General features: G+C 42.7%; 17 protein-coding genes and 1 riboswitch. Of the genes, 5 read left to right on the plus strand and 12 right to left on the minus strand.

The genetic code is table 11. The features are described 5' to 3' along the window. Positions 1–61: 61 nt before the first annotated feature. Complete coding sequence (locus ABD010_RS03420) at positions 62–637, minus strand: CYTH domain-containing protein (RefSeq protein ID WP_343810318.1); 576 nt, start codon at positions 635–637, stop codon at positions 62–64. Positions 638–773: 136 nt separating this feature from the next. Here ABD010_RS03420 and yjbM point away from each other — a divergent pair, with 136 nt between their 5' ends. From yjbM to ABD010_RS03435, 3 genes are read left to right on the plus strand one after another with little or no spacing between them, the layout of a single operon-like run. Continuing rightward, positions 774–1,382: a GTP diphosphokinase gene (yjbM, locus tag ABD010_RS03425; RefSeq protein WP_343810320.1), complete on the plus strand. Its 609-nt coding sequence runs from the start codon at positions 774–776 to the stop codon at positions 1,380–1,382. Positions 1,383–1,394: 12 nt separating this feature from the next. Continuing rightward, entirely contained in the window at positions 1,395–2,222 is an 828-nt protein-coding gene (locus ABD010_RS03430) for an NAD kinase (RefSeq protein ID WP_343810322.1), read from the plus strand. Between the two features lie 28 nt (positions 2,223–2,250). Next, complete coding sequence (locus ABD010_RS03435) at positions 2,251–3,159, plus strand: RluA family pseudouridine synthase (RefSeq protein WP_343810324.1); 909 nt, start codon at positions 2,251–2,253, stop codon at positions 3,157–3,159. Positions 3,160–3,190: 31 nt separating this feature from the next. Here the strand turns inward: ABD010_RS03435 and ABD010_RS03440 are convergent, their stop codons facing one another. The 4 genes from ABD010_RS03440 to ABD010_RS03455 all read right to left on the minus strand — a co-directional run bounded on the left by ABD010_RS03440 (position 3,191) and on the right by ABD010_RS03455 (position 7,395). Continuing rightward, positions 3,191–4,495: a nucleobase:cation symporter-2 family protein gene (locus ABD010_RS03440; RefSeq protein ID WP_343810326.1), complete on the minus strand. Its 1,305-nt coding sequence runs from the start codon at positions 4,493–4,495 to the stop codon at positions 3,191–3,193. Then, positions 4,492–5,079, minus strand: coding sequence for a xanthine phosphoribosyltransferase (locus ABD010_RS03445; protein ID WP_343810328.1), 588 nt, complete (start codon positions 5,077–5,079; stop codon positions 4,492–4,494). Before ABD010_RS03445 ends, ABD010_RS03440 begins: the two co-directional genes overlap by 4 nt. Before the next feature lie 157 nt (positions 5,080–5,236). Then, positions 5,237–5,338, minus strand: a riboswitch (purine riboswitch). 123 nt (positions 5,339–5,461) lie between these two features. Continuing rightward, a complete protein-coding gene (prpE, locus tag ABD010_RS03450; protein WP_343810456.1) occupies positions 5,462–6,205 on the minus strand; it encodes a bis(5'-nucleosyl)-tetraphosphatase PrpE in 744 nt (247 codons plus the stop codon). Positions 6,206–6,213: 8 nt separating this feature from the next. Beyond that, positions 6,214–7,395: an FtsW/RodA/SpoVE family cell cycle protein gene (locus ABD010_RS03455; protein WP_343810330.1), complete on the minus strand. Its 1,182-nt coding sequence runs from the start codon at positions 7,393–7,395 to the stop codon at positions 6,214–6,216. 194 nt (positions 7,396–7,589) lie between these two features. Between ABD010_RS03455 and mgtE the strand changes: the two genes are divergently transcribed. After that, positions 7,590–8,930, plus strand: a complete 1,341-nt coding sequence (mgtE, locus tag ABD010_RS03460; RefSeq protein ID WP_343810457.1) for a magnesium transporter — start codon at positions 7,590–7,592, stop codon at positions 8,928–8,930. 67 nt (positions 8,931–8,997) lie between these two features. After that, on the plus strand, positions 8,998–9,549 hold the full coding sequence (locus ABD010_RS03465) for a CotO family spore coat protein (RefSeq protein ID WP_343810332.1): 552 nt from the start codon (positions 8,998–9,000) through the stop codon (positions 9,547–9,549). A 166-nt stretch (positions 9,550–9,715) separates the two neighbouring features. Here ABD010_RS03465 and ABD010_RS03470 read toward each other — a convergent pair whose 3' ends face one another. The 7 genes from ABD010_RS03470 to ABD010_RS03500 form a co-directional block, all read right to left on the minus strand. Next, positions 9,716–10,177, minus strand: coding sequence for a CotY/CotZ family spore coat protein (locus ABD010_RS03470; RefSeq protein WP_343810334.1), 462 nt, complete (start codon positions 10,175–10,177; stop codon positions 9,716–9,718). A 192-nt stretch (positions 10,178–10,369) separates the two neighbouring features. After that, positions 10,370–11,068, minus strand: coding sequence for a DUF421 domain-containing protein (locus tag ABD010_RS03475; protein WP_343810336.1), 699 nt, complete (start codon positions 11,066–11,068; stop codon positions 10,370–10,372). Positions 11,069–11,311: 243 nt separating this feature from the next. Then, on the minus strand, positions 11,312–11,743 hold the full coding sequence (locus ABD010_RS03480) for a GNAT family N-acetyltransferase (RefSeq protein WP_343810338.1): 432 nt from the start codon (positions 11,741–11,743) through the stop codon (positions 11,312–11,314). Further along, on the minus strand, positions 11,740–12,258 hold the full coding sequence (locus ABD010_RS03485; protein WP_343810341.1) for a YjcG family protein: 519 nt from the start codon (positions 12,256–12,258) through the stop codon (positions 11,740–11,742). Before ABD010_RS03485 ends, ABD010_RS03480 begins: the two co-directional genes overlap by 4 nt. 112 nt (positions 12,259–12,370) lie before the next feature. Further along, complete coding sequence (locus tag ABD010_RS03490; protein ID WP_343810458.1) at positions 12,371–13,099, minus strand: alpha/beta hydrolase; 729 nt, start codon at positions 13,097–13,099, stop codon at positions 12,371–12,373. 235 nt (positions 13,100–13,334) lie between these two features. After that, positions 13,335–15,152 (minus strand): ABC transporter ATP-binding protein, encoded by a 1,818-nt coding sequence (locus ABD010_RS03495; RefSeq protein WP_343810343.1) that lies wholly within the window; start codon positions 15,150–15,152, stop codon positions 13,335–13,337. After that, a complete protein-coding gene (locus tag ABD010_RS03500; protein WP_343810345.1) occupies positions 15,139–16,872 on the minus strand; it encodes an ABC transporter ATP-binding protein in 1,734 nt (577 codons plus the stop codon). Before ABD010_RS03500 ends, ABD010_RS03495 begins: the two co-directional genes overlap by 14 nt. Between the last annotated feature and the right edge of the window lie 130 nt (positions 16,873–17,002).

The raw sequence follows: 17,002 nt of genomic DNA on the forward strand, positions 1-17,002 counted from the left end.
TTTGTATATATTGTAGCAACGTAAAATTTGATGGGCAACTAATCCGACTTTCCAGTAATTGTTATTTATCCATTTTCTCCCGGAAAAACCGTTTGATTTTATTTGGGGTTTCCCGCTTAATAATGTTATACCCGTTTAGGATTTCATCAATCATCCGCTCCCCGGTTTCTGCTGAGCCCGCTTCGAGTTCCAATTCATAATCTGCGGTTTCACCATACTTACTGTAATCAAGTACAAGCAGGATATCTTTGTAGGCAAGTTCACGCCTTTCTGTAATCAGACTGCCAAAACAAATAAGTTTATTGGGTGCAATATCAAGCATTTTCAGTTGTCTGCCGACGTTTTTCTTCATTACAATTTTACCATTCAGCCATTGAGCGGCTTCCTGGTCAGTCAGTGTATCGTGTGTTTCAAGCAGACCTTTGTCGTGCGGCTGTTTCAATGTTAATGTATACGATCCAAGCTTTTTTCGAATCCTTAACGCTGCACCGCTTGCCTTCAGTTTAAAATCAGCAGTTTCAAAATAATAATTTATCTGTGTTTGAGGTTGCTCCGGGAAAGGAAAGCTATTTAAGAGACGTTCAAATTCCGTTTCCGTCAGCATATTTTTAAATTCTATTTCAATCTCCTGTGTCAAAATAATTTCCCCCGCATACAAGAATTGTTTCTATTTGCGTTAATTATCCCGAATGGCGGTTAAATTTGCAAAGATTATCCTTTGGTATATGTTATGATAAAATGGGAAAATAGAAGAGTAACAGGTGGTGGTGACCATGAATTGGAAAGCAATCCTTGCACCATATTCACAGGCGGTCGAGGAATTGAAAGTGAAGCTGAAAGGGATTCGGGCACAGTTTGAGCATGAATCCAGTCATTCGCCGATAGAGTTTATTACTGGACGGGTTAAGCCGATACCAAGCATATTGGAAAAAGCAGAAAGCAGACGGATACCACTGGACCGTATTGAAGAGGAACTTCAGGATATTGCCGGAGTGCGGGTGGTTTGTCAGTTTGTCGATGATATTTATACCATTGTAAAAATGATCAGGTCACGCGAAGATTTATCGATAATCGAGGAAAAAGATTATGTTACGGAAAAGAAGGAAAGTGGGTACCGGTCGTTTCATATGATTATTGAATATCCGGTGGAAACGATTCATGGCGTGAAAAAGGTTGTTGCGGAAATTCAGATTCGTACACTGGCTATGAATTTCTGGGCAACCAATGAGCATTCCCTTAATTATAAATATAAAGGGAGAATTCCATCCGAAATAAAAGAAAGGCTGCAGCGTGCTGCGGAAGCGGCTTTTAAACTGGATGAGGAAATGTCTAGCATAAAAAACGAGGTACAGGAAGCACAGCGCATATTCCATCGAAAGTAAGGAGAGAGAACCGTGAAGTTTGTAATTGTGTCAAAGGGCGATGAACGATCCAAAACCATTAAAGGGACGATGAAACAATATTTGACGGATTTTGGTTTGGATTATGATGAAAAATATCCGGATCTGGTAATTTCAGTAGGCGGGGACGGAACATTTCTCGAGGCATTCCACCGTTATATTCATTGTCTGAAATCAACGGCATTTATCGGTGTACATACAGGACATTTGGGCTTTTATGCGGACTGGGTACCGGATCAGGTCGAAAAGCTGATTATTGAAATTGCCAAAACACCATTTCAGATTGTGGAATATCCACTCCTTGAAGTGATTATCCGCAGTAAATCGGGCGGAACGGAAGATAAGTTTCTCGCTTTGAATGAAGCGACTATTAAAACAGCAGAAGGATCAGTCGTATTTGATGTGGAAATTAAAGGAGACCATTTTGAAACATTCCGCGGGGACGGGCTATGTGTTTCGACACCATCCGGCAGCACGGCATATAATAAAGCACTCGGTGGCGGAATTATCCATCCGTCGCTTGAGGCAATTCAGCTTACCGAGATGGCTTCCATCAACAACCGGGTTTTCCGGACAATTGGTTCGCCGCTTATTCTCCCGAAACATCATACGTGTTTGCTGAAGCCGCTTGTGGATCGCAGCTTTTTGATTACAATTGATCACTTTACCGAAAGCTATACAAATGTTAAATCCATCCAATGCAGGGTAGCTAAGGAGCAGGTACGGTTTGCACGCTTTAAACCATTTCCGTTTTGGGACCGGGTACGCGATTCTTTTGTTACGGATGATGATAGTGACAGCATAAAACGATCTAATTCATAAACAGGCTAATAATGGCAGGTGACAAAGGTTGAAATGGACGATAGATGAAAAATATGAAGGTTTGATGATCCGGACTTATTTGCGGGACGTTCATGGTTTTTCCAGAAAGCTGATTAAATCGATAAAATTTAACGGCGGGGAAATGCTCGTAAATGGAGAGCAAAGAACAGTCCGGCACCAATTGAAAGCAGGGGAAATCCTTGCTGTTCATTTTCCTGCCGAAATGAAAAGTGAGTTTATGAAGCCGGAACAAATCCCCCTGGACATTATTTATGAAGATGATGATGTTGTGGTTTTAAACAAACAGGCAGGGATCGTGACAATCCCATCCGGCATCCATACCTCCGGAACACTGTCGAATGGATTGCTTTATTATTATGAAAAACATAACATTCCATATACGATTCATATTGTTACAAGGCTGGACCGTGATACGTCCGGTCTTTTGCTCGTCGCAAAGCACCGGTACAGTCATTCGATTCTGTCTGCTGCGCAAAAATCCGGGGCGATCAACCGGCGATACAAAGCAATTATCGAAGGGCGATTACCGGATGAAACCGGTACAATCAGTCGGCCGATTGGTCGAAAGGAAGGTTCAATTATTGAACGGGCGGTGAGAGAGGATGGTAAATACGCTGTAACACACTATCAGGTGCTTGAAGAATTCGGTGCACATTCGTTAGTTAATGTACAACTTGAAACTGGCAGAACACATCAGATTCGTGTACACTTTTCACATTTGGGATACTCGCTCACAGGTGATAATTTATATGGCGGGTCACGGAATTTTATGAAACGACAGGCGTTGCATTGTGATTATCTGTCATTTCAGCATCCGGTAACAAAAAAAGGAATGGAGTTTTCTATTCCACTTGCACAAGATATGCAAAGGCAGTTAAGTCAGAAAGGAATGCAGGTATTGAACAATTTCGAATAACTGCATTCCCTAATAAGACAATCAGTCATGATTATGCCTCTTTTTCATATAATACCGTTACATCGTTCTGTTTTTTCTCAGGAAGCATATTAAACACGATATTTAATGCGATTGCTGTCAGGCTTCCCGCCACAATTCCATTGCTTGTTAAAATCTGAAAACCTGACGGCAGCTGGGCAAACAATTCAGGAGCTACGGTTACTCCAAGTCCAATTCCTGTCGAGCAGGCGATAATCATGGAGTTTTCCTGTTTTTCAGTAATAACGGTACTGAGAATTTTAATTCCCTGGAACACAACCATCCCGAACATTGCAACCATTGCGCCGCCTAAAACAGATTTAGGAATAATCGTGGCCAGTGCTGCAACTTTTGGCAAAAATCCCAAGGCAACCAGCATAACTCCGGTTAGCATAATAACTTTTCGCGACCGGATCCCCGACATTTGAATCAACCCGACATTTTGCGAAAAAGTCGTATATGGGAACGCGTTGAAAATACCGCCTATTATCGAGGCTAGTCCCTCGGCACGGTATCCTTTCGCAAGGTCTTTTTCTTTTAAATCCTTATCACAGATGTCTCCCAGTGCAAAATAGGTACCAGTTGATTCCACAAGCGAAACGATTGCCACCAGTGTCATTGTCAGTACAGCCGACCATTCGAATGTTGGCATTCCAAAGTAAAAAGGCTGGACGATATGAAAGTAGGATGATTCCTGAACCGCGGTAAAATCAACTTTGCCCATGAATATGGCAATAATGGTACCTGCTGTCAGTCCCAGCAAAATGGAAATAGAACGAATAAAGCCGCTGGAAAAACGATAAATAAGAATGATAGCAAATAACGTTCCAAATCCAAGGGCGATGTTTGACAGCGAGCCAAAGTCCTCAGCACCCTGTCCGCCGCCTAAATTATTAATGGCTACCGGGATAAGGGTAATGCCAATGATTGTGACGATGGATCCTGTTACAACCGGGGGAAAAAATTTCACAAGCTTGCCAAACAAACCGCTGATCAGCATCACGATCAACCCGGACGCCATAATGGCTCCATAAATTGCTGAAATACCAAACTCACTGCCAATGGCTATAATCGGTCCAACAGCAGTAAACGTACAGCCGAGCACGACCGGAAGCCCAATTCCGGTAAACCGGCTGCTCATAAGTTGCAGTAGCGTTGCAACACCGCACATTAAGATGTCAATCGATACCAGGTATGTCAGTTCACTTGAATTGAACCCCAGAGCCCCGCCAATAATCAGTGGTACAATAACGGCGCCTGCATACATCGCCAAAAGATGCTGAATTCCGTGGGCACTTATTTTAAAGATGTTTTTCATTTGGAATCAACCTCCTCAAAGAATGACACTTCTTTATTTTTCAATGAAGCAATGTTCGCAAGTGACTCCACCTGAATGCCACGTTCCTGGATCAGTTTTCTGCCGGGCTGGAAGCCTTTTTCAATGACAATTCCGATCCCTGCAATAGCTGCTCCGGATTGTTGTGCAATATCTATTAATCCCAGTGCGGCTTGTCCATTTGCCAAAAAATCATCCATAATAAGAATGGTATCCCCACTGTTGATAAATTCTCTGGATACGGATATATCATTGGATTCATGTTTCGTATAGGAATAAACATTTGCTGTATAAAGGTCGTCAGATAATGTTAAAGATTTGCGTTTGCGGGCAAAAATAACCGGTACATCCATAACAAGACCGGTCATTACAGCAGGGGCAATCCCGGAAGATTCGATCGACAATATCTTCGTAATTCCTTGCCCCTGAAACCTTTCTGCAAATTCCTCACCAATTTCCTTCATCAGTTGTGGATCGATCTGATGGTTTAAAAATGCATCCACTTTCAGAACACTTTCAGATAACATTTTTCCATCCTGCTGAATTTTTTCCTTTAATGCTTTCATTGTAATGCTCCTCTCCAATTTACGGTTCTTTTAAAATGGACGCCATTAAAAAAGCTCGAAGGACCGTTATGTTCACTCATACAATTCGTGAGTGGAACAACGTCCTTCGAGCTTTTAATCGAAAGAATCAGGAAAAAGGCATGCCAGCGATGCCGCTTTCCCGTACATTGCCACCCATAGTCGGTTCATTTATGGTAAACCGGTAGAAACTTGCAGGCCGTATCCCCGCGATTATATGAGTGTATATTTAGTTGGTAAATGGAAAATTATATTTTCCTACTGAAGCCATTCGCCAAAATATTGTCGAATGAAAAGAATGTAACCATTATAACATGCGAAAAGGGGAATGCAATGTCGAATTCAGGAAAAGCATATTTGCAAATTATTCAGATGAGTAATGAAACTTTTCTTCTTGTAACGGCTGCTCTGAAGGGACGGATACAACCTGTTCTTCAGGCAGGCGGAAGGCAGTCAACGCATTTCCGAAAACACACCCTGTGTCAATGTTGATTGTTTTACCGACAATTCGGGGTTCTTTTACAGGAGTGTGTCCATAAACCACCCAGCGTTTACCATTGTAATGCTGTGCCCAATCCCGTCTTACGGGACGTCCATCCTGGTGAAATTTACCGGTAATATCCCCATACAGCACAAAGGTTTTTACTTCTTTATCTGTTCTTCCAATATACGATTCTTTTATTCCTGCATGGGCAACAATACAATCCGCTTTCGGAAGCACTAAATAAAGGGGAGCATCTTCATACAGCTTGATAAATTTCTTCCTGATTTCAGTTTGTTCTGATGGAGACAGTGCCTTGTATTCCGCTACTGTTGTTTCCAGCCCATGGCGCTGCTGTACATTGTTACCTAGAAAATAACGGTATAGCTTATTGCAGTGATTTCCTGGGATATATTTCGCCTGACGATGGACAATTACCATCTCATATACAAGCTTAATCAGTTCGATGGAATCCGGACCGCGATCTGTGATATCGCCCAGGAAAACAGGAATTCGGCTGTCGGAATGGACATAGATGCCGTGCTTTTTATGGTAACCCAGTGTTATAAAAAGATGATGAAGCTCATTCATGCATCCATGCACATCACCGATAATATCCAATTTCATCATATCACTCACCTTGACTCGTCGAACATATATTTTTTCGTCCTGGAATGAACATTGAGCGCGATTCCGATTGCGAGCAAGTAGGTAATCGTTGAGCTTCCCCCATAACTAAGGAATGGAAGCGGCAACCCTGTTATCGGCAGCAGTTGAATCGACATCCCGATATTCTGGAAAATCTGGTAAGCAAACATTCCAACAAGTCCTGTGACCAGATAACTCCCATATTTATCATTACTCAATAAAGCGATATGAATGAGCCGATAAAGCAACAGGAAAAATAATGTTACAACAAGGCTTGCCCCGATAAAGCCAAACTGTTCCGAGATGGCGGTGAAAATCATATCCGTATGGCGTTCCGGAACGTTTACCTCCATAGCACCGATGCCTTTGCCGGAAAGCTGACCAGATCCGATCGCCAGCATTGCGTAAATAAGCTGGTAACCGGCATTATAGTTCTTCTCCGGATTGAGCCATCCATATAAGCGGCTGGAAACATGACCAAACAGTGATTCCTCGAGAAATTCGGATATCGGTCCCGAGAAAAAATACCATGCGGCAAACAATGATCCCATCACCAGAACTGCCAGGAAAAAAATGGAGAACAATATCCGCCACCTGATTCCGGAAATCAGAATCATGCTGCCTGTAATGGATGCCAGTACAAGAAATCCTCCCAAATCCGGTTGTACAGCAACCAAGCCCATCGGCGGCAGTGAAATCACCAAAATTTTACCTAACAGCCAGAAGTCGGACTTCAGCGTTTTCTCGGGATGTTTATCATGGTGGCTGACCAGAACATGCGCAATTGTCATGACCAGGATAACCTTCATGAATTCCGCAGGCTGGATCGTACCAATCAATGGAAACTTGAACCAGCTGACTGCACCATTTGCCTCATGAACAATCCCGGGCGGAAATCCAATGTACAGCATGAACAGTGAAAGGACACCGAATCCATATACAATCCAGGTAATCTGACGAAATCGGTCATAGTCGATCAGCATGGTAATCAGTATGACAAACCCGCCGGCGATATACCACATGGCCTGTTTGAGCATGAAATTGGACCCGTCATATTTGGCGGGTAATGTCGGGGCAATTGTGTGCAATGTAAAGACACTGACAATCCCCAATAAAATGATAATAAATAATAATGTATAATCGATATTCACAGTAGAACGATTTTTCATAGTTTTACCTTGCTTTCTGTATTTATCCTGATAGTTTTTCCTCTTTAGCAAGTTTACATGAAAATGAACAAGAATTTAAGTCTTTGTCTCAGAAAATTTCATGTAAGTTACCATGATGTCATGATTTTTTTTCCGTGCTATAATGTTTTCAGATGAGTCAGTAAGGAAGTGATCATGTGGAAAAAGACAATAGAGTGCAGCTTCAATGGGATGAACTGCAACAGTTCTTATCTTCAGAAAAAATTGAGGCATTCAGGGATGATTTTCTCGAAATGCATCCATATGACCAGGCGATGTTTTTTATTGAACAGCCGGAGTCGATCCGCTTACAAATATATAATTTTTTGTCACCTGAAGAAACAGCTGACATTATGGAAAATATTGAAATGGAGGATATTGAAGCGTATTTCACCGAGATGGATCCACGATATGCTGCAATGGTTTTTGCTGAAATGTCCACTGATGATGCGGTCGATATTTTAAATGAAATGGAAAAGGATAAAGTGGTCAGCTTTTTGACTATTATGGATGAAGAAGCTTCCGATGAAATCAAGGAACTGCTTCATTATGAGGAAAAAACTGCTGGAAGTATTATGACTACGGAGTTTGTGGCGATTTATCAAACACAAACCGTTAAAGAAACGATGCAACTTTTAAAAAAAGAGGCACCTGAAGCGGAAACCATTTATTATTTGTATGTGCTTGATGAGGATAAGCACCTTGTCGGGGTATTGTCGTTGCGGGATTTGATAATTGCCAATGATGATGTGCTGATTGAAGAAATCATGAGTGAAAAAATCGTGTCTGTTTCGGTTGCCGAGGATCAGGAAGACATCGCACAAATGATGCGCGACTATGACTTTCTGGCCCTGCCGGTAGTGGATTTTCAGCATCATTTGCTCGGAATTATTACCGTTGATGACATCCTCGATGTTATGGATGAAGAGGCAAGTGATGACTACTCCAAACTAGCCGGGGTGTCTGACGTGGACCGCACGAATGACAGTGCACTTATTTCGGCAAAAAAACGCCTGCCATGGTTGATCATTTTGTTATTTCTCGGTATGCTGACTGCCAGCCTGATAGGGCGTTTTGAGGAAACTTTGAATAAAGTTGCCGTCCTGGCCATTTTTATCCCGCTTATCGCCGGGATGGCCGGCAATACTGGTACACAGGCATTGGCCGTTGCTGTACGCGGACTGGCAACTGGTGAATACGGAAAGCAGGGGAAATGGAAGTTAATCATGCGCGAAGGTTTGACCGGTCTGATCACGGGAACAGTCTGTGGAATTGTCATAACAGGCGTTATCTACTTGTGGAAGGGAGAAATTTTTCTTGGGATCCTGGTTGGGCTCTCGATCATGGCCACACTGATTGTAGCTACGTTGGCAGGCTCCCTGGTACCACTGGTCATGGATAAGTTCCACATCGATCCGGCTGTTGCTTCCGGACCATTTATCACAACAATTAATGACATTATTTCAATTTTAATCTATTTTGGCATGGCGACCGCATTCATGAGCTTTCTGATCTAGTCAAACGCACATTTCAAAATCCGGGTTCATATACTGGTCTGACTACTGGAATACAAAGGAGCGATTTATGATGGGACAGAAAAAGTACGCCAAAAGCCCATTGCTTTATATCCATCAGCCGACTATACGGACACCGGAAGCACCGATGCAGGATAACTACCGGACCCCTAAAAAGAGAGAAGTTTCTGCAACGGGGGAAAAAAATGCCGGGGAGGCATCGTCAAATGGTGAAGCAGATGCTGCACCAAAGAAGAAAGCTCCGGCACGCCGTCCTGTAAAGCGGGATTATTTCAGTAATTCTGCGGGGAAAAAAGCAACGAAAGATCACACTGTTACAGATGACGATAATTTTGAACAAACGGTTGCGGATGATCATGCCGGCGATGGTGATCGAAAAAAATTTAAGGATATGACATTAGATGAGCGTGTGGATTACTTTTTGAACACTCCGAAGCATGTACCAACAATGCGTTGTGAAATAAAAACAGAGGAACGTAAATATCGCGGCAAGATCGTTGATTTTCAGGAAGAGGAAGTTTATATGCAAGTCGGCAGAAGAAGATCAGCAACAAAAATTCCATTTGATGATATTTTGGAAATCGGACTTATCGGGTTTTAATAAATGTTTGGAAAAGGAATGGCTTCTTTGGAAGTCGATTCCTTTTTTAATGGAATAGGGCAGAACGGATTTAACGGGAGAAGAATGAATTTAACGGGAGAAGAACGAAATAATCGGTTTAAGCAAAAAAAAGCCCCCAGTAAGACGGGGGCTCCTGATTTTTCAATTAAAATGCTGAAATTGCTGGCAGGCATGTTACATGGCAGAAGCAATTCAGGTCTACCGTCATGCAGATACCAGTTGCACTCAAATCTGCTACATCGCTGCAGAAAGGACCATGCGGATCCCCTTCAGCTTCATCATCTCTCAACAATTCGACAACAGCGCAGCAATCGTCCATTACCTTTTTTACACGGAAGAAGTAGCTTGCTTCCACATGTCCGCCGCCATTATTATCAATGGGGCATGCACCATATCCTTTAAATGGTTTGCATCCTTCTTTGCAGTACAGGATTAATGGTACTGTATCCAGACCATTGCCGTTATCTGTTTCGCCGAGTAAGTCGCTGATGGAGCGCTCACAGCTGGTGTCACAGCAATTTTCAACTACATCATTCTGGGCATCGACTATTTCTTTTAGGATATCGCAAACACAGTTCCCTGTATCAAAATCTTTTCCACAACCCATAAATTATTACTCCTTTCGAATGTTTATTGACTTATTGTCTTTAATAGGGTATGTGTATTAGGGCATATGGTGTGGGCGCTTGTCAGTGTTCACTTAATTGAATGGTAAATTTCTGCATAAAGTTTCACTGTCCAGAGACTGTTAGAAAACTTGGTTTAAACTCAAAAAAAGGCTCTGGAGTAGCTCCAGAACCTATTGTTTATCTTTATTCTTAAATGGTATGATAAATAAATTTTGCTGTCCCTCAATCCATTCGGCAAAAAATACTTCTTTGACAGAATCAATTTCCTGCCGTTTTAATTGCTGTTGCAGCCATTCCTTTGTTAATTTTGCCTCAGCAAGATTATCCCATAAAACTTCACCATCATTAATAATCATCATTGGCAGCATGACCGATTCCGGACGCACATTCAGATCATTGTTTGTTGGTGTTTGATGTGCGGATTTTTTCAGGACGGAAACGGTCCCGTCTGTTTCCAAAATGGCATATTGGACTTCCTGTATCGAAAATGCATCTTTTGCCCGCAGCAAATGCTGGAGTTGATTAATATCCAGTTTATTTTTCTTCATTTCCTCTCTAATCAATTTTCCTTTATGAATGATAATGGAAGGTTTTCCTTCGAGCAGAGAACGTGATGCTTTGTAACGTTGTGTTATGAATTCAGTAACGTATAAAAGAATTCCCGCTACCAGCACTGCAAATGCAATGTGCATGATTCCGATTTTCTTGTCAAAAATAGCATTTCCAACAAGTTCACCAAGGACAAGAGCTGCAATAAAATCAAATGCTGTCAGCTGAATAATCTGTGTTTTCCCCAACACCTTGGTTAATACAAATAACGCTGCAAACCCAAACAACGTATCAACCAGAATTGGCATAAAGTTTTCCATCGCAAACCCTCCAGATACACTATCTGTTAGGCTTTCCAGAATAAAATAATCCATACATGATGGAAACGGACAGAAAAATTTTTTACTTGGATAATGATCTGTTCCTGTTGGAAAGGGCGTTTATAAACGGGGAGAGCTGTATCAAAACGGAGGGTTCAGTATCAAAACGGGATTGAACAGTACTAAAAAACTTTATTTTAATCAGCACAAAAAAGAAGCCGGAATCTCATCCGAGCCTCTTCTTTACGTGAGTTGTTTTACCATCGTTACATGCGGGATGCCAGCATCCATAAACTCACCCGAAACGACCTCATATCCAAGGCGTTTGTAAAAGTCCACTGCATGTGTTTGGGAATTCAGTTTTGCCTTTGTGAGGTTTTGCTGTTGAATCCTGTTTTCCATTGCCAAAATCAATTGTGTACCATGCGCATTGCCTCGGTGACCCTTCAACACACAGATGCGTTCCAATTTTCCGTAGCTGTCGACGAAACGGAGACGGCTGGCTGCAATCAGCTCATCATTTTCATAACCGGTAAAATGAACCGTCTCTCTATCTTGGTCAAACTCGTCCAGTTCCTCTTCAGGAGGGACGTTCTGCTCATCGACGAATACTTTTGTGCGGACATCGAATGCCAGCTCTTTTTCCGTGTCTGAGTCGGTTGTTTTTATTATCATAGGCTTTCTTTTCCGAAAACAAATGATTCATAAACAGTCCACGTTCCATTTTCAAGCTGATACAGCAGATGAAAACGGTCAATAGTGTCTTCCAGCTGAATATCTTTCATGTTCAGGCTGCCATACACATCTGAATATTCATCATGTGAAAGCTTCTGGGCAATGGTGATATGCGGTACAAAGTTATATTCCATATTTTCCGGGAATTTACCCGTTTGCATTTTATTGAACAAATCAACCAATTCCTGAACCGGTTCCACTTTTAAATAAATGGTGTTGGTTACAGGCGCAAACGTGCTGACCTTATTGACTTCCAGCTTAAATGAATCAGTGCTGTTGGCAATCCGTTTCAATTCAATAATCAGTTCTTCGATCGTATTATCATCCGCTTCGAATGCTTCTTTAAGTGTCAAATGTGGCGGAATCGTCGAATAATGCGGATCGTAACGCTTTCTGTATGAATTAATTTCGTCTTGAACAGGTTTTGATGGGAATACGACTATACCGTATTTCATATTAATAAACCTCCTATTTTATTCTGATTTAGTTTTTTACTGTATTTTAGTCTAACTTTAATTATAACAAAAAAATATACAAAAAAGGAAGTAAAAATTCAAAAATTACGAACTATTTATCAAACATCGTCATTAACGCACGATTTAAATCTTTTTGCCAATACTTCCATGTGTGCTCTCCGCTTTCGAGTTCATGGTAGTGACAGCTGGCACCAGAGTAGGTCAGAGCGTTAGCAAGCTTGCGATTGGGTCCGACAAAATCAAGTGTTTTGCCGTCGGTAGTTTCGACAGCGGTTTCAGCTGTACCAATCGTGTGGTAAATATCAATGGAATCCATACGTTTTCCTTGCTTAACGGATTCAATGACGGTTTCATCGACATATGGCGACTGCATAATCACATTGCTGAATGTATTCGGATACTTTATTGCGGTCATGAGAGCAAGTGTTCCAGCAAGTGAATCGCCCATGAGTGTTCGGGATTGTCCCATATGATAAGTTGGCAGCAAATCATCGAGGAAGGGGACGGCCTCATGAACCAAAAATCGGATATAATCCTGATTTTGTTCACCGTTTGGATGATATTTTTTCCGACGGTCAAATTTATCTTTGTAATGGATGCCGACAAACACGGTATTGGCAATTTCTCCGCTGCCATGCAATTTATCACTTAACGTCGCAAGCCGGCCAAGCTGATAATAGTCATTTCCATCATGTACGATGCAAATATGATATTTATAGAGCGGTGAAAATGATTCCGGCTGGTAAAGCTTTAGTGTCATGGTTTCATTTAAATAGCTGCTGTCAATTTCTTTATCGATCATAGTTCCTTTGCGTCCGATTAAAAACACCTCATTATTCTTTGTGTATATTCCTGAAAAGATCGTTGGAAAATCGACTTATTAAAAGTTTATCATGTTTTTGTCGGTTATTCTATACGACTTTAGAAGCGTGGTGAAGCTAAAAGAGCTGGTTTCGCACGTTTTCGGCCGAAGTTCGCACGTTTTGGATCTGGTTTCGCACGTTTCAGTCGAAGTTCATACGTTTTGGATGCCCCTTATGCGAAGCCACCCTGAATCATCCCGATTCCTGCAATTGGCCTTCGTACAGGTCATAGTAATGTCCGCGCTGTTTGAGCAGTTCATCATGCGATCCTTGTTCAAGAATGTTCCCATGTTCCAACATGATGATTTTGTCGGCTTCCTGAATCGTATTCAGCCGGTGCGCGATGACAAAACTGGTTCGACCTTGCATGAGGTGTTCCAGTGCATCCTGGATCTTCAGCTCGGTAACCGTATCAATGTTACTCGTTGCCTCATCTAAAACCAGGATTGCCGGATCTGCCAAAATCGCCCGGGCAATCGTAATCAGCTGTTTCTGTCCCTGACTGATGCCGCTCCCGTCTTGATCCAACACCGTTTGATAGCCATTCGGCAGTCGTTCAATGAAATCATGAGCATTGGCATTTTTGGCAGCCTCCTCGACTTCATCATCCGCAGCATTCAAACGACCGTAACGGATATTTTCCAGGATGGTTCCGTGAAACAAAAACGTATCCTGGAGCACGAATGCCATCAGGCTGCGGAGACTGGACCGTTTGATGTTTTTGATGTCCGTCCCATCAAGTAATATTTCCCCTGAATCATAGTTGTAAAATCGGGAAATCAGGTTGATAATGGTTGTTTTACCTGCCCCTGTGTGCCCGACAAACGCAACCGTCTGTCCCGGCCTGGCTTCAAAACTGATCCCCTTCAGAATTGGTGTTTTTTCATAGGCGAAAGTAACACTACGGAACTCCAATCGGCCGTCTGTCTGCTTGATTTCCTGTGCTGAAACTTCATCACGCTCTTCCTGCTCTTCATCAATGATGTTAAAAACGCGCTCTGCGCCGGCCACTGCTGAGAGCAGGATATTGAACTGATTGGACAGTTCATTCAGCGGTCTGGTGAACTGTCGGGCGAACTCGGTGAATATTACGATTACACCAACTGTGATGTGTCCGTTAATGGCAAGTATACCACCGGCAAGTGCGATCAGGGCAAAGCTTAAAAAGTTCAGCATGTTCATGACTTTCGGGATAAACCCGGCAACATTTAATGCCCAGAATCCGGATTCCCGCAAGCTCGCATTTTTTTCCCGGAACTCACCAATCACCCGCTTTTCCTGGGAAAATGTTTTGACAATATGCTGCCCTGACACAATTTCCTCCACATAACCGCTCATGTCGCCAAGGTGGCGCTGCCGCAATTTATACAATGGTCCGGTCCGTTTGGTGATCCATTTCATTGCAAAGAACATCACCGGAATGATAGTCATGGTCACCACGGTAAGGAGCGGGCTCAGGTAAAGCATGACGGATACGGTCCCAATCAGTGTCAGGATACTGGCAAAAATCTGAATGACTGACTGGTTGAGCGTATTGTTTACGTTGTCGATATCGTTGGTTACCCGGCTCATCAGCTCACCATGCTGCCGTTTGTCAAAAAAAGAAATTGGAAGCCGGTGGAACTGATTAAACAGCTGTTCTCTCAGGGTGTACACCGTTTTTTGTGCAATCCCAACCATCCAGTAGTTTTGCAAAAAAATCGAAACGGAATGAAAAACGTAAATGAACACCAGCCAGATCAGCAGCATGCCAAGCCCGGATGGATCTTTCGTTACAATATAATCATCGACTGCCATGCCGACCATAAACGGGCCGGCGAGACTCATCGCAGAGCTGACCACAACTGCTAAAATGACCAATGTCAGCATCATTTTTTCACGGGCGAGATAGTTCCAGATCCGTTTGATCGTAGCAGATGTATTGTTTGCCCGGTCCGATTTATCAATTTTGATTGAATCAATCGGTATGCGTTTATGGGTAAATGGACGTTTCAGTTCACGAATTGGCATTAGCGTACTCCTTTCCGAATTGCGATGCTACAATTCTGGTGTAAAGTGCGCATTCCTTCAGCAGTTCCTCATGCGATCCAATCGCAAGCATTTCGCCGTCATCGAGCAGCAAAATACGGTCCGCATTGATTGCAGTGGAAATTTTTTGTGTGATAATCAGTGTCGTGCATTCGTACGTTTGAATCGCCTCAAGCAGCTGTCCCTCAGTAGCCAGATCAAGTGCACTTGTACTGTCATCAAGCATAAGTATCTTTGGGTGGCGGATCAATGCGCGTGCAATTGAGAGGCGCTGTTTCTGGCCGCCGGATAAATTGACACCCTTTTGGCCAATCTTCGTATTGTAGCCTTCTTCCAGTTCCAAAATGGTTTCATGGATTTGCGCATCTTTGGCTGCCTGGATGACATCATCCTGTGTGGCATTATTTTTTCCCCAAGCAATATTGTCATAGACGGAACCCCCGAATAAAAGCGGGGTCTGCGGCACATAACCAATATTTTGCCGCAATACGTTCAAATGAAATGATGTAATCGGCTTATCATCAAAAAATATTTTCCCTTGTCGCGGATCGTAAAGTCTTGGTATCAACTGAAAAAGGGATGTTTTACCAGACCCGGTTGCACCGATGATGGCCAGGTTCTCCCCGGCAGAAACTGTAAAATTAATGTCCTGGAGTGCTTTTTCGTTTGACTTCGGATAGGAAAAACCGACATGGGAAAAAGCGATTTTTCCGTTAATTTTTGGTGAATCGGCACTGCTTATTGAAAAATCAACAAGGTCACTTTTGACTTGTAGCACTTCATTGAGCCGTCCAGCAGATGCCCGTGCCCTGGAAAATGCCAGGATGATGAATGTCAGCATCGAAATGGCCATCGAAACACGCAGTGCATAGTTGACGATTGCCACTACATTTCCGACAGATGTTTCCTCGGCAACAGCCAGGCTGTTACCGTACCAAAGGATAAAAATGAGACTCAGATTCATTACAAATAACAGAATCGGCATCGACGTTTCAATGAATCGGAATGTCTTGCGGGTAATAGCTGCAAGCTGTTCGTTTGCATCAGAAAATCGGGCGGATTCGTGATTCCGGCGCACGAACGCTTTTATCAGCCGCATTCCGGCAAGGTTTTCCTGCATGACCTGGTTCACATTGTCGACATTGCGCTGCACGTTGTTAAACATCCGGCTTGCCATCTTCAGTACCCATAGCAAAAATCCGACCAGCAGTGGAACGGTAACAAGAAAAATAAGGGCTAGCTGGTAATCCACGATGAATGCCATAATCACCCCGCCAATAATCAGGAGCGGTGCTTTCATCATGATGCGCAGCCCCATGAAAATCAGGTTTTGCAGCTGCCGGATATCATTGGAAAACCGGGTGACAAGTCCTGACGCAGGGTACAGGTTTAAATCCGCAAACGAAAAGCCCTGTATTTTTTCAAACAGCTTTTCCCGCAAATCATAGGAAAAACCAAATGTTGTATGTGCGGCAAAAAAAGAGTTGATAATTCCGGCGATGAACGCCGTAAGCGCCATCGCAATCATGACAGAACCCCACATGATAATATTATCGAGATCTTTATTTAAAACTCCCTGGTTAATCATCTTCCCGAGAAAAAATGGAAGCAACAGTTCCACCAGCAGCTCAATAAGCATCAAGCTGTATGCAACTGCAACCGGAAGTTTATACGGCTTTAAGAAAGATAAAACATTCCTCAACACACTGCCCTCCCTTGGTGTAAAAATTGACAATTGTCTTTTTAGTATAAAGCTAAATCTCCCAATTAGCCAAGCATTTATTTCGGGTTCAGAAATAAATTCGACGAGTGCTTGTGCTGCCCGAATTTTG

The organism is Virgibacillus siamensis (assembly GCF_039522605.1).
Lineage (GTDB): Bacteria > Bacillota > Bacilli > Bacillales > Amphibacillaceae > Lentibacillus > Lentibacillus siamensis.

Bases quoted from the DNA above. Each gene is read 5' to 3' on its own strand.
- ABD010_RS03455 (WP_343810330.1), bottom strand. From the start codon at position 7,395: ATGAAAAATCGTTCTACTGTGAATATCGATTATACATTATTATTTATT.
- ABD010_RS03470 (WP_343810334.1), bottom strand. From the start codon at position 10,177: ATGGGTTGTGGAAAAGATTTTGATACAGGGAACTGTGTTTGCGATATC.
- ABD010_RS03445 (WP_343810328.1), bottom strand. From the start codon at position 5,079: ATGAAAGCATTAAAGGAAAAAATTCAGCAGGATGGAAAAATGTTATCT.
- ABD010_RS03495 (WP_343810343.1), bottom strand. From the start codon at position 15,152: ATGCCAATTCGTGAACTGAAACGTCCATTTACCCATAAACGCATACCG.
- ABD010_RS03475 (WP_343810336.1), bottom strand. From the start codon at position 11,068: ATGGAAAACTTTATGCCAATTCTGGTTGATACGTTGTTTGGGTTTGCA.
- prpE (WP_343810456.1), bottom strand. From the start codon at position 6,205: ATGAAATTGGATATTATCGGTGATGTGCATGGATGCATGAATGAGCTT.
- yjbM (WP_343810320.1), top strand. From the start codon at position 774: ATGAATTGGAAAGCAATCCTTGCACCATATTCACAGGCGGTCGAGGAA.
- ABD010_RS03465 (WP_343810332.1), top strand. From the start codon at position 8,998: ATGATGGGACAGAAAAAGTACGCCAAAAGCCCATTGCTTTATATCCAT.
- ABD010_RS03485 (WP_343810341.1), bottom strand. From the start codon at position 12,258: ATGAAATACGGTATAGTCGTATTCCCATCAAAACCTGTTCAAGACGAA.
- ABD010_RS03440 (WP_343810326.1), bottom strand. From the start codon at position 4,495: ATGAAAAACATCTTTAAAATAAGTGCCCACGGAATTCAGCATCTTTTG.
- ABD010_RS03480 (WP_343810338.1), bottom strand. From the start codon at position 11,743: ATGATAATAAAAACAACCGACTCAGACACGGAAAAAGAGCTGGCATTC.